This is a genomic window from Psychrobacillus sp. FJAT-21963 (assembly GCF_001420585.1).
In the GTDB taxonomy this organism is placed as follows: Bacteria; Bacillota; Bacilli; order Bacillales_A; family Planococcaceae; genus Psychrobacillus.
Map to the genome: position 1 here is coordinate 14,480 of NZ_LJIY01000007.1, position 13,603 is coordinate 28,082.

The 13,603-nt window shown below is 38.4% G+C and carries 13 protein-coding genes; 12 read left to right on the plus strand and 1 reads right to left on the minus strand.

Annotation, left to right across the window (positions count from 1 at the left end; genetic code table 11):
* Nucleotides 1–423 precede the first annotated feature (423 nt).
* Nucleotides 424–945, minus strand: coding sequence for a gamma carbonic anhydrase family protein (locus AN959_RS15840; protein ID WP_056832154.1), 522 nt, complete (start codon nt 943–945; stop codon nt 424–426).
* 83 nt (nt 946–1,028) lie between these two features.
* Between AN959_RS15840 and AN959_RS15845 the strand changes: the two genes are divergently transcribed.
* The 12 genes from AN959_RS15845 (at nt 1,029) to AN959_RS15900 (ending at nt 13,588) form a co-directional block, all read left to right on the plus strand.
* On the plus strand, nt 1,029–1,994 hold the full coding sequence (locus tag AN959_RS15845; protein WP_056832156.1) for a nitronate monooxygenase family protein: 966 nt from the start codon (nt 1,029–1,031) through the stop codon (nt 1,992–1,994).
* 249 nt (nt 1,995–2,243) lie between these two features.
* The gene (locus AN959_RS15850; RefSeq protein WP_056832158.1) at nt 2,244–2,669 is read left to right on the plus strand and encodes a thioesterase family protein; all 426 of its coding nucleotides are present in this window, start codon (nt 2,244–2,246) and stop codon (nt 2,667–2,669) included.
* Between the two features lie 33 nt (nt 2,670–2,702).
* The gene (locus tag AN959_RS15855; RefSeq protein ID WP_056832382.1) at nt 2,703–3,845 is read left to right on the plus strand and encodes a Glu/Leu/Phe/Val dehydrogenase; all 1,143 of its coding nucleotides are present in this window, start codon (nt 2,703–2,705) and stop codon (nt 3,843–3,845) included.
* 15 nt (nt 3,846–3,860) lie between these two features.
* A complete protein-coding gene (pdhA, locus tag AN959_RS15860) occupies nt 3,861–4,916 on the plus strand; it encodes a pyruvate dehydrogenase (acetyl-transferring) E1 component subunit alpha (protein WP_056832160.1) in 1,056 nt (351 codons plus the stop codon).
* A gap of 3 nt (nt 4,917–4,919) precedes the next feature.
* Nucleotides 4,920–5,936: an alpha-ketoacid dehydrogenase subunit beta gene (locus AN959_RS15865; RefSeq protein ID WP_056832162.1), complete on the plus strand. Its 1,017-nt coding sequence runs from the start codon at nt 4,920–4,922 to the stop codon at nt 5,934–5,936.
* Between the two features lie 12 nt (nt 5,937–5,948).
* Entirely contained in the window at nt 5,949–7,169 is a 1,221-nt protein-coding gene (locus tag AN959_RS15870) for a dihydrolipoamide acetyltransferase family protein (protein ID WP_056832164.1), read from the plus strand.
* A 1-nt stretch (nt 7,170) separates the two neighbouring features.
* On the plus strand, nt 7,171–8,613 hold the full coding sequence (locus tag AN959_RS15875) for an NAD(P)/FAD-dependent oxidoreductase (RefSeq protein WP_056832166.1): 1,443 nt from the start codon (nt 7,171–7,173) through the stop codon (nt 8,611–8,613).
* Between the two features lie 402 nt (nt 8,614–9,015).
* On the plus strand, nt 9,016–9,990 hold the full coding sequence (locus AN959_RS15880) for an ABC transporter substrate-binding protein (RefSeq protein WP_056832168.1): 975 nt from the start codon (nt 9,016–9,018) through the stop codon (nt 9,988–9,990).
* A 17-nt stretch (nt 9,991–10,007) separates the two neighbouring features.
* Nucleotides 10,008–11,057, plus strand: coding sequence for an ABC transporter permease (locus tag AN959_RS15885; RefSeq protein WP_056832170.1), 1,050 nt, complete (start codon nt 10,008–10,010; stop codon nt 11,055–11,057).
* Nucleotides 11,035–11,832: an ABC transporter ATP-binding protein gene (locus tag AN959_RS15890; RefSeq protein WP_056832172.1), complete on the plus strand. Its 798-nt coding sequence runs from the start codon at nt 11,035–11,037 to the stop codon at nt 11,830–11,832. Before AN959_RS15885 ends, AN959_RS15890 begins: the two co-directional genes overlap by 23 nt.
* 209 nt (nt 11,833–12,041) lie before the next feature.
* Nucleotides 12,042–12,833: a fumarylacetoacetate hydrolase family protein gene (locus AN959_RS15895; protein ID WP_056832174.1), complete on the plus strand. Its 792-nt coding sequence runs from the start codon at nt 12,042–12,044 to the stop codon at nt 12,831–12,833.
* Nucleotides 12,830–13,588, plus strand: coding sequence for a fumarylacetoacetate hydrolase family protein (locus AN959_RS15900; RefSeq protein WP_056832176.1), 759 nt, complete (start codon nt 12,830–12,832; stop codon nt 13,586–13,588). The genes AN959_RS15895 and AN959_RS15900 overlap by 4 nt, the downstream gene beginning before the upstream one ends.
* The last annotated feature ends 15 nt before the right edge of the window (nt 13,589–13,603 follow it).

A 13,603-nucleotide genomic window follows, 5' to 3' on the forward strand; every position in this document is an offset into this window, starting at 1 on the left:
GCACCACCATTATTTAGTATCTATAATTAAAAAAGCGAGATGGACTTGTCAAAAAAACTAGAAAAGTAGAGTGAGGGGAAGTTCTAGAATTCCCCTCACTCTACTTATTTAATTCTAGAAAATCGATGAAAAAGGCGACACTCCTGCGGGATTAGCGTTAGTCGAAGACCCCACAGTTGAGGGGAAGGCAATCTAAGTTCGCCGCATCCTGCGGCAACGATTGCATGACCAACATCGTGTTGGCCTAGGATGCTGAGGCAACGCCCGCGGAAAGGGAGCCGTATCAACGATTTTCTTATTTATTGGGTTTCTGAGAAACCCCATGTGGCAAAGTTAATTATAGGAACTTTTTAGTACCCTCAGCGTATATCTCCAAATAGAAGGATGCTCGATGTCAGGTTTTTCTTTCTCTTTTTGTACTTACTATTCTTCTTTTTCAAAAATTTCTCGATAATCGTATCCTTTTTGAACATACGTATCAATGGAAAGCTGAATAATATCAAAATCTTTTTCGTTTAATTCTCGCACTACCTTCCCTGGTGAACCGACGACTAGTGAGCGTGGAGGAATTTTCTTTCCAGGCGGAATTAACGTATTAGCACCGACAATGCACTCTTCTCCAATTTCAGCATAATCAAGAATTGTAGATCCCATTCCAATAATAGAGCGTTTTCCAACCTTACATCCATGAAGGATGACATTATGTCCAACAGTAACTTCGTCTTCTATTACAACAGGCGCATCCTCATATAAATGAATGGTCGAATTATCTTGGATACTGCATCTTTTACCAATTGAAATTAAACCTTCATCTCCTCGCAGAACTGTATTAAACCATATAGTAGATTCTTCTCCAACTTGGACCTCTCCGATAACTTTTGCACCTGGAGCTACAAAAACAGTAGGATCTAACGCAGGTTTTTTCCCTTTAAAAGTGATAATCATAAATTTACCCCCATTTTTCAAATAATCTCAATTGTCATTCTATTGATTTTACTATAACATATTTTTATAGGGGTGGATAAAAAATGATATATATTTGTGAAAAGTTGCAAATAACCTATCCGATTATTCAAGGAGGTATGGGGAATATTAGCAATGCAAAGCTTGCTGCAGCTGTCTCAGAAGCAGGGGCCCTTGGCACGATCGGGTGCGGAACAATGACTCCAAAGGAAGTAGAGAACATAATTTTAGAAACAAAAGCGCTAACAAATAAGAACTTCGCTATAAACATTGCAATTAGTATCACACCTTTTACAGATGAATTAATTGATCTTGTTATCAAACATAAAGTACCAATTATTTCGTTATCAGCGGGAAACCCAGCACCATATATTCCTCTACTGCATGAACATGGAGTAATAGTAATAGCTCTAGTAGCTTCTGTAAAACATGCACAGAAAGCGGAAGCTGCTGGGGCAGACATACTCGTGGCAGAAGGGTTTGAAGCTGCTGGTATAAACTCAAACTTAGAACTAACTACTTTCACACTCATTCCGCAAATTGTGAAACACGTTAACATTCCCGTACTTGCAGCTGGAGGAATTGGGGATGGCAAAGGATTGGCAGCTGCAATTATGCTTGGTGCAAGCGGTGTCCAAATCGGTACGCGTTTAATCGCAACAAAGGAAGCACCTTTTCACGATGTTTATAAGGAAAACTTATTGAAGGCCAGTGACACGGAAACATTGATTGTCGGTCGAAGTGTAGGAAGACTGAGAAGAATCTTAAAGACATCTTATGCTATGAAGCTCTATGAATTGGATAAAGCAGGGATGACACTGGATCAATATAGTGAACTGACCTCGGAAAAACAACATCTTAAAGGTGCATTAGAAGGCGATATCGAAAATGGTTTTATGAATAGTGGACAAATTGCAGGACTTATTGAAGATATTCCAACAGTAAAAGAACTAATTGACGACATGGTGGAAGTAGCAGAAAATCGTATGATTAAATCTGCAAAAGAATTTAAGAGAATACTAGAGTTGTAAAAAGTAGTGGGGACCTTACTCACTACTTTTTTTGTGTGAATCAGTTAATTTTGAATTGATAGATTTTTCTAATTACTATATTGACTATCGTATTACAAATTGATACGATTACGTTGTAATAGTGTTATGTTAGATGAAATATAATTGTTTATGTAAGCGTTTACAACAATTTGTGTAATGGTGAATAGAAATACCTAACACCATTCAGTATTAAGAAGATTCGAGCATATAGTAAGTAGAGGTGTTGTAATGAGAAGCGGAATGGAAATAGGCAGAGAAGAGACTATACAAATATCAGTAACAGATGATATGTTTGCATCTTTTGAAGGGAAAATAGTTCATCCTGTCTATTCAACGGTAACAATGACTTATCATATGGAGTGGGTTTCCAGGAAAATTATTCTTCCATTTTTAGAAGACCACGAAGAAGGAATGGGAGCATCCGTAAAGCTAAGTCATATAGCGCCTTCCCCACTCGGTACGGTAGTTACGCTAACTGCAACTTTAGTTGATGTACAGGACAATGTAGTACTGACAAAAATTGTGGCATCCAACCAATTAGGTATTATTGGTAAAGGTGAAGTGAAACAAGTTATTTTACCTAAAAAAACAATAGCTGAAAAACTAAGAAATGCTTCCATATTTCCAGAGAAAGAAGAAACTATTTTAGACTAGAAAGTAATTCCTTAGGGGGTATTAAGGGTGATAATGGCTGAAAAAATGGCAATAACAAAAGAATTTGATCTTTTCGAGAAGATGGCGAAGCATGAACAAGTGGTTTTTTGTAACGATCCATCTACTGGATTGCGTGCAATTATTGCAATCCATAATACAACGCTTGGCCCAGCACTTGGTGGATGTCGTATGCAACCATACAGTAGTGTAGATGAAGCGCTAGAAGATGCTCTTCGTCTATCCAAAGGAATGACTTATAAATGCGCAGCTGCTGATGTCGATTTCGGAGGCGGGAAAGCAGTAATTATTGGTGATCCTAAAACAGATAAATCACCGGAATTATTCCGCGCATTCGGACAATTTGTAAACTCTCTAGGTGGACGTTTTTATACAGGTACCGATATGGGGACGACAATGGATGATTTCATTCATGCGATAAAAGAAACGAATTTCATTAACGGACTTCCAGAAGAATATGGTGGAGGTGGTGATTCTTCTATACCAACTGCCGCTGGTGTTTTGTACGGCATCAAAGCAACCAATCAATTGTTGCATGGAAATGATGACTTAGGTCAACATAGTTATGCGATTCAGGGATTAGGTAAGGTCGGGTTTAAAGTTGCAAAAGGACTTCTGGAAGCTGGTGCTCGCATTTTCGTAACAGATATTAATAAAGATAGCCTTCGAGCAATCGAAGAAGTAGCTGCAAAAACAACTGGCAAAGTTCAGTTTGTTGAAAATGATGATATTTATTCCCAAAAAGCAGATATATTCGTTCCATGTGCATTTGGAGGGATTATTAACGACACTACAATTCCTCATTTTAAAGTGAAAGCAATTGTAGGATCGGCTAACAATCAATTATTAGAAGATAGACATGGAAGATTATTGAGAGATAATGGGATTTTGTATGCACCGGATTACATTGTCAATTCTGGTGGTCTTATTCAAGTGGCAGATGAATTGTACGGTATAAATCTTGAGCGTGTACTTGCAAAAACGAAACATATTTACGATGTAATGTTGGAAGTGTATAAAGATGCTGCGAGCAGCGGAAAAACAACAGAGGAATCAGCGAATGCAATGTGTGAAAAAAGAATAGCAGATCGAAGCAAACGGAATAGCTTTTACTCAGCACCAGCGAAACCAAAATGGTCGTTTAGCAAACTATTCTAATGGGAGGCGAGTTAAGTGGAAGATAACTACCCTATAAAAAGAATCATAGACGATCAAGGATATCTTGTTGATACGGGATTTGAAAAACAAATAGATGAGCAATTGGTTCAAGAACTTTACTATCACATGTTACGAATTCGTACTTTTGATAGAAAAGCGATTAACTTGCAACGACAAGGACGTTTGGGTACTTATGCCCCTTTTGAAGGACAGGAAGCTGCTCAAGTTGGTAGCGCACTCGCATTAAAAGCTGGAGACTGGGTTTTCCCAACTTATCGAGATCATGGTGCGACAATTACATTCGGAAAAAGTATGGCTAGAACGTTTTTGTATTGGAATGGGAGAGTAGAGGGCTGTGTAGCACCGCAAGATAGAAATATATTCCCGCCCGCTGTTCCTATTGCTACTCAACTACCTCATGCGGCAGGTGCTGCTTGGGCTGAGAAGAGAAGAGGAACACAAAATGCAGCAATTGCTTATTTTGGGGACGGAGCAACTTCGGAAGGTGATTTTCACGAAGGTTTGAATTTTGCGAGTGTATTCAAAGTACCAGTTGTCTTTTTTAGCCAAAATAATGGATATGCGATTTCAGTCCCGATTGAAAAACAAATGAATTCTGAGACGATAGCTCAAAAATCAGTTGCCTATGGTATACCAGGGGTGCGAATCGATGGAAATGATTGTTTCGCAGTATATTTTGAAACGAAAAAAGCCTTTGACAATGCACGTGCTGGAAATGGCCCAACATTGATAGAAGCAGTTACTTGGCGAAAAGGTGCACACACAACTGCTGATGATCCGTCAAAATACCGTCCTGAAAAACAAGGGGAGGTTTTTGTTGACCCATTAACAAGATTAGAACTGTTTATGAAAAATTACGGCTATTGGAATGATGAATGGATCCAAGCAACTAATGATAAAACGAGCAGTGAAGTTGAAGCGGCAGTTGAAGAAATGGAAAAGTTTCCTCCGCCGAACTTAGAAGACGTTTTTAATCATGTATATGCTGAAATGCCAGCCCAACTTGTTGAACAAAAAGAATCGTACCTTGCACATCTAAGGAGGCGGTAATGAATGGCACAAATAAAAGAGTCAGTCACAAAAAATGAAACGACAAAGCAGTTGACTTTAATTCAAGCAATTAATGATGGTATGCGACTCCTGTTAGAAGAGGATGATCGAACCATTATTTTGGGAGAAGATATTGGTAAGAACGGCGGCGTATTCCGAGCGACTGAGGGACTGCAAGAAACATTTGGTGATGATAGAGTAGTAGACACTCCACTTTCAGAAGCAGGGATTATCGGAACGTCAATTGGTCTTGCGGTTAACGGTTTTAGACCGATTACAGAAATCCAATTCCTCGGTTTTATTTATCCCGCTTACGAGCAGATCATGACACATGTCTCACGAATTCGAATGCGTTCGATGTCCCGTTTTACAGTGCCAATGGTTATTCGAGCACCATACGGGGCTGGAATACGCGCACCCGAGATACATTCTGATAGTACTGAAACCTTATTCACACATATGCCTGGCATTAAGGTCGTTTGTCCTTCAAATCCTTACGATGCAAAAGGATTGTTAATTGCTGCCATGGAAGATCCAGATCCAGTATTGGTTTTGGAGCCTATGAAAAACTATCGTTCGAAGAGAGAAGAAGTACCTGTTGGAAAATATAAGGTGGAAATTGGTAAAGGAAAAATTGTGCGTGAAGGTACGGATGTAACACTAATTGCTTGGGGAGCAATGATATCGATTGCAGAGAAAGCAGCTGAATTGGCTGCGCAAAAGGGAATTAGTTGTGAAATTATTGATCTAAGAACATTGTATCCAATTGATCGTGACATAATAGCTAACTCTGTAAAAAAGACAACAAGAGCAGTTATTATTCATGAAGCTCAAAATACTGGAGGATTAGGTAATGATATCGTGTCGATTATTAACGATACAGCCTTCCTTTATTTACGAGCTCCAATTGAACGAATTACGGGATTTGACGTACCGGTACCATTCTTTGCATTAGAAGAACATTATCTACCAACACCGGCACGTGTCGTTGAGGGAATTGAAAAAGTGGTTCATTTTTAAGGAGGATGCGGAATGCTCGAAGTAAAGCTGCATGATGTCGGGGAAGGAATGACCGAAGGAGAAGTACTTCATTACTTAGTGAAGGTCGGAGATTCGGTTATGACTGATCAACCACTTGTAGAAGTACAAACAGACAAAATGGTTGCTGAACTTACTTCTCCTTGCTCAGGCATCGTTAAAGAAATTCGTATTGATGAAGGTGAAGTTGTACAGGTCGGAACAAGTTTACTCTACATTGAATCCGATGAATCTGTACGGACGGAACAAAAATTACATGTAGAAATGAATCCAGTTTCAGAAATGAAAGGAAAGACTACGAATAACAATGAAGAAAAAGCTCATCCGATGACTTATAAACGAGTGCTTGCTACTCCATACACACGCAAAATTGCACGCGACAATAACATTAATATTGAAGACGTCCGTGCTACAGATCCATCTGGAAGAGTAACAGAGGAAGATGTTTTTCGATTCTTGAAAGGAATACAATCAACTGAGGAATCAGTAAAGGATGAAAAGCAAACAGTATTTTCTCAAGAAATACCCGATGAAATTCCTTTTAAAGGGATTCGCAAAAAGATTGCAGAAAAGATGACGAAATCACTCTTTACAATTCCCCATGTCACTCATTTTGACGAAGTCAATATGACAAACTTACTTGAATTGAAAGAGCAAATGAAAGCATCTGGAGAATCAATCAGTATCCCAGCATTTCTTATTAAAGCACTTGTTATTTCATTAAAGGAATTCCCTATATTCAATGCGGAACTCGATGAAGAAAATAGCAGGATACTACTAAAAAAAAACTATCATATCGGTATCGCGACAAACACAGAAAGTGGTTTAATGGTCCCGGTTATTCATCATGTCGATAAGAAATCAATTAAACAGATTAACAAAGAGGTCAAAGGGTTAACTGAAAGAGCAATTGCAAGTAAACTACAACCATTTGAAATGCAAAATAGTACCTTTACAGTGAGTAATGTTGGACCTTTAGGAAGTACAGGAGCTACCCCAATTATCAACTATCCTGAAACCGCTCTGATTGCTTTTCACAAAACGAAAAAACAACCAATTGTCAATTCTCAGGATGAAATCGTAATTGGCCATATTATGACATTTTCTATGGCGTTTGACCACCGTGTAGCGGATGGCGCTACGGCAGTTGAATTTACGAACCGCTTTGCAGGTTTGATTGAACAGCCACATAAACTGATGTTGGAGTTGATATAAAATGGTTGTTGGAGAAATCAGTCAAGAGCGGAATCTTATAATTATTGGGGGAGGGCCAGGTGGCTACAGTGCTGCCATACGGGCTGCACAGCTTGGTCTTACGGTCACGTTAATTGAACAGGCTGATATGGGGGGTGTCTGTTTGAATAATGGTTGTATCCCCTCCAAAGTTTTTACACATGCAGCATCAAAATTATCAGAAACCGCTCATCTAAACAGCCTTGGAATTGGAAGTTCAGAAATGCTCTTTGATTTCAAAAAGCTAAGCTCTTATAAATCGAATATTATTAATCAGCTTAGGTCAGGTGTAGTAGGTTTGTGTAAGGAAAATAAAATCGAAATTATACGTGGAAAAGCTACATTCCTATCTATTGAAAAAATCGGAGTAGAAAATGGACATCAATTCGATATTTATACATTTGAGCAACTCATTATTGCAACTGGTAGTAACCCGATAACCACTGATGTTAGGAAAGAGAAAGATCCAAGGGTTTTATTGGCGCATGAAATATATAAGATGGATAAGATTCCAGAGCATCTCATTGTAAGAGGGCAAGATTATATTGCACTTGAGATTGCTTCTAGCTTTGCGGTATTAGGGGCTCATGTCAGTATTGTAATAGATGGTAAAATAGGTCTTCCTTTCGATGAATCTCTAAATAAAGAATTAACTCGCTTGTTTAAAAAGCGAAAAATAAAAATGTATAAAGAAGTAGATTTCATTGCAAAACATGAGACTGAAGAAGATATTTCTATTACTTTTATATCGGATAGAAATGAAGTAGAGACAATTAGTGGATCTCATCTATTTGTTTCGGAAATAAGGAAGCCTAATTTGGAGGAGCTAGGAATAATCCGATTCGGAATTGAACTTACCTCAGAAGGATTTATTAAGATTGACAAAGATATGAAATCATCGATCCCTTCTATATATGCAATTGGTGATATAACTGGTGGTCCTATGCTCGCTGGAAAAGCTATTAAACAAGGAAAAGCTGCAGCTGCATCCATTGCTGGAATACAAACAGAAGTTGATCTGACATTTATGCCAGTTGTTGCGCATACCATTCCACCAGTCGTTTCAGTGGGGCTAACGGAACAAAGTGCACGTGATATAGGAATAGATATTCGTGTTAGCCAATTTGCTCTTGGTGGTAATGGTTATGCAACAATTACTGGGAAAAAAGATGGATTTATTAAAGTTATTTCAGATTCAACAACTGAAATAATACAAGGCATTCATATGATAGGAGAAGGGGCAGTAGAAATGTCTGGCTCCTTTGTCCAGTTGCTTGAAATGGCAGCCAAAGAAGAAGATATTATTTTTCCACACTATGCGCATCCGGGATACAATGAAGGACTACTTGAAGTAGTAGAGGGTTTAGTTGGACAAGCAATTCATACTTCACCGATGAAAAAGAAAGACTTAACGAAGATTTCATAAAAGTTACTAACCGTTTTACGAAAATAAAAGACTGAATATTGTAATTTTTCATATTTGAGTCAATTTATTACCATTTTTATTTATAAAGCGAAATTTTATATAAAAAAATGTTATTGCTAGTAAATGCGAAATTTTATTTTTGTTGATTGAAGCGGAAGGCGGTGACTCCAGCGGGAAAAGCTTGAGCTGAAGACCTGGACTGAGCCTAGCGAGGGAAGCTGCTGAAGCCAAGCCCGCGGAAAGCTTCCGACTGTAGCGTAAATCAATCTTGTTCGGATTTTAAAGGCTATATTCCTGTTTGTGAAATTGATTGTATATTGAGTCAGTTAAAAATGCTCACGTTTTTTTACATTAGATTCAAATAAATACTAAATAAAATGGAGTAAAAGAGGGGGAATTGTAATGAAGAACGGTTGGAAAAAAATGTTGGCTGTTATTTTCAGTTCTACGTTAATTCTTGCGGCATGTAGTGATGGAGGGGAAAAAGAGGCATCTTCGAAGAAATATAAAATAGGAGTTACTCAGATTGTTGAACATCCTTCACTAAATGCGGCTTTCGATGGCTTTAAAAAGGCTTTAGAAGATGCAGGAATCAATGCGGAATATGAGGTTCAAAACGCTCAAGGTGATAATAGTTCTAATACGACAATCGCAACGAATCTTGTTAGTGCAAATGTAGATCTAATTTTTGCAAACTCAACACCGAGTGCTCAAGCAGTAGCTAGTGCTACATCAGAAATCCCTATCGTTTTCACTTCAGTAACAGATGCAGTTGGAGCTGAGCTTGTAGACTCTATGGAAAAACCTGGTGGTAATGTAACTGGCACAATTGATGCTCATCCTGATGCAATTACCAATACTATGAAGTTCCTTAAAGACGAATTGGGAGCAAAAAATGTTGGAATGGTGTTTAACTCTGGAGAGCAAAATTCTCGTGCTCAAGTAGATGCAGTAAAAGAAATGTTGAAAGATATGAATATGTCTGTAGTGGAAGCTTCTGTAGCAACATCTGCAGACGTGAAACAAGCTACAGAATCATTGATTGGTAAAGTAGACTCGATGTATATCATTACAGATAACACAGTTGTTTCCGCTCTTGAATCTGTAATTTCAGTAGCAAATGAAAATAAAATTCCAATGATGGTAGGCGAATTTGACTCCGTTAAACGAGGAGGTCTTGCAGCATACGGCTTTGAATATTTTGACATTGGATACGAAGCAGGACAAATGGCTGTCAAAATCTTAAAAGGGGAAAGTAAACCAGCTGACTTGCCTGTTCAAATTCCTCAAAAGCTTAAATTGATAATGAATAAAGATACAGCTTCTACCTTAGGACTTGACGTAAAAGACGAATGGAAAGCCGAGTTTAGTGAATAAATAGGAGTTGATTCTACATGTTTTTAGCAATGTTTGGCTCAGTAGAACAAGGAATCATCTATGCAATAATGGCACTTGGCGTGTATTTATCATTCCGAGTTTTAGATTTTCCAGATTTAACAGTTGACGGGAGTTTTGTAACAGGAGCCGGAGTTGCTGCCACGATGATTGTCCTAGGATATCATCCGGCAGCTGCTACGGCAGTTGCTATAGTTATCGGATTTCTTGCTGGATGTGTAACCGGCTTCCTACATACAAAAGGAAAAATAAATGCACTATTATCTGGAATATTGATGATGATAGCTTTGTATTCTATTAATCTACGCATAATGGGGCTGACTTCTGCAAATTCCATTGGTCGTCCGAATATACCGTTATTAAATGCCGAAACAATATTTATTCAATTCCAAACTTTTTGGAGTTCGTTAGGTATTGATAGTACCATCAATCAATTTTTCAGCATGATGGGAGTTCAATACTTGCCAGCCACCTGGGGTACATTGTTCATCATGATCATTATCGTTTTACTCATTAAGTTTATCGTCGATTGGTTTTTAAAAACAGAAGTAGGTCTTGCAATTAGAGCTACTGGTGATAACAAGAAAATGATTCGAAGTTTATCTGCTAATACAGACACACTTGTAATTGTTGGTCTTGGATTTTCAAATGCCCTAGTTGCTTTTTCAGGCGCACTTATTGCTCAATATGCAAAGTTTGCGGACATCGGAATGGGAATCGGAATGATTATTATCGGACTTGCTTCAGTCATTATTGGTGAGGCGGTATTTGGTACGAAAACGATATTGCGAACAACCTTTGCTGTAATTGCGGGAGCGATTATTTATAGAATTGTACTAGGTCTCGCACTTAGAGTAGATTTGCTTGATACAGGAGATATGAAATTAATTACTGCTGTTATTGTAATTTGCGCGTTGATTTTACCGCAATACTTTGAAAAGAGGCGGGAAAAAAATAGAAAAGCTAAACGCCATGCGGAACGGCAAATGGAACATGAACACTTGCTCTTGAGGGAGGGAAATGCCATTGCTAAAGCTCAGTCAGATTAATAAATTATTTAATGAGTCAACACCAGATGAAAAAATTGCCTTAGATCAAATTAATCTAACGTTAAACCCTGGAGATTTCATGACTGTGATTGGTAGCAATGGTGCCGGAAAATCGACGATGCTGAATATGATTTCTGGCGCTCTTACTCCTGATTTTGGTGAAATTGAAATAGCAAATAAAAACGTTACAAAAATGCCGGAATATAAACGTTCACAAATGATAGGAAGGGTATTTCAAGACCCAATGGCTGGAACTGCACCTACGATGACCATCGAGGAAAACTTGGCGATGGCTTATTCGCGAAACAAAAAACGTAGATTAAAAAATGGAGTTGATAAGAAGCGACGAGAGTTGTTCCGGACATCACTTGAAACACTTCATTTAAACCTGGAAAATCGATTGAATGCAAAAGTAGGAATGCTTTCTGGAGGGGAGAGGCAAGCGCTTTCTCTTTTGATGGCTACATTTACGCAACCATCTATTTTACTTCTGGACGAACATACTGCTGCACTCGACCCATCACGAGCGGAACTTATTACTAATTTAACAAAGCAGCTCGTTGAAAAGGATCAGCTTACTACGCTAATGATCACACATAATATGCAACAAGCGTTAGACCTCGGGAACAGGCTTATTATGATGGATAAAGGACAAATCATTCTAGAAATTGAAGCAGAGGAAAAGAAAAAACTAACCATTGCTAAACTAATGGACGAATTCCAACGCATTCGTGGCGAGAAATTAACTAGTGATAAAGCATTGTTATCCGTTTAATAATCTGTTTCTGTGTTTCGAAGCTTAAGGCGCTTTTTTCACTACTTTGCGGTTTCAGGACTTCATTTTACAAGAAAAGCGCCTTTTTTAATTTCTATCTGTAAATACTCCAATTCAAAGCTTTAGTAGACTTAGAAGCTTACGTTTTTCATATAGTATTTCTTAGGAAATAAATTGTTGTTAGCAAGATGGAAAAAGGAGTGAAGCGTATGAGCCGAGCTAGTTTTAAAGTGTTGGGGGAACCCGGATTAATAAAAGCGGAAGTGAATACACATAAGAATACTGTTGTGATAGAAGACTACGAGTTAATACCGAATGAAATCCAGTTTGACAACCCGATTACAGGAACTGTTTATGGGACAATGCTGAATTTTAAAGGTGAACTTGAAAGATTAGGAGATGATGTAAATAACGAACCATATTTATCGCCTCCAATCGCTCCTGTCCTTTATATAAAACCTGTGAATACGTTCAATTGTTATGGTGGTTCAATACCGATGCCAGTAGGGATATCTAAATTAGAAATTGGAGCGGCTCTCGGAATAGTTATAGGAAAGCAAGCGGTAGTTGTGGATGAATCTACTGCATTATCTTATGTGGCAGGGTACACGATCGTAAACGATGTTCGAATACCGCATGATAGCTTATATCGGCCAGCGATTCATTTTCAAGCAAGAGATGGTTTCTGTCCAATTGGGCCATGGATTATCGATCGTCATGGAGTAGAAAATCCAGATAACGTATCAATCCGCGTATTCATTAATGATAAACTCCAGCAAGAAAATTCAACATCCAATTTAGTTCGTTCCGTCTCACGGTTACTTGCGGAAGTGACCGAGTTTATGACATTAAATCCAGGAGATGTGTTACTCGTAGGTGTCCCTGAAGACGCACCGCAAGCAAAGGTAGGAGATAAAATTCGAATTGAAATCGACGGTATTGGTAGCTTAGAAAACGTAATTGTTGATGAAAGCGAGTCAAAATGGAGGAAACCGATATGAGAAGAGCACGAGTAGCATATGGGGGTGCCATCCATGAAGCAATTGAATGGGTAAATCAACTCAAATTAGCGGATGGTCGAGTAGTCAAAGAAGAGGAAATAATGTGGCTTACGCCGATAGAGCCTCGAACAGTGTTTGCATTAGGGCTTAACTATGCGGATCATGCAGCAGAGCTTTCATTTGATGCACCATCAGACCCCCTTGTCTTTTTAAAAGGACCAAATACGTTGATAGGTCACCAAGCATATACACGTCGCCCAGCAGATGTTACTTATATGCATTATGAGTGTGAATTAGCTGTAATTATCGGAGAAACAGCTAGAAATGTCCAAAAAGAAGATGCCTATAAATATGTAAAAGGCTACAGTGTCGCCAATGATTATGCGATAAGAGATTATTTAGAAAACTACTACCGTCCCAACTTGCGGGTGAAAAATCGAGATATATGTACACCATTAGGACCATGGTTAGTCGACGTTATGGATATTGCCGATCCGATGAATCTAAGATTAACAACACATGTTAATAGCGAATTAGTCCAAGAGGGAACAACAGCGGATATGATTTTTGATATTCCATCAATTATTGAATATTTAAGTAGCTTTATGACGTTGAGTGAAAATGATGTCATTCTAACAGGTACTCCTAAAGGATCGGTTAATACAGTAGTCGGAGATGTTGTCGTCACAGAAATAGAAGGAATTGGTCGCTTAGTAAATACGATTATCGGGGATGAGGCCTTTACAAATCGATAGTGCGAAAAGGAGGGT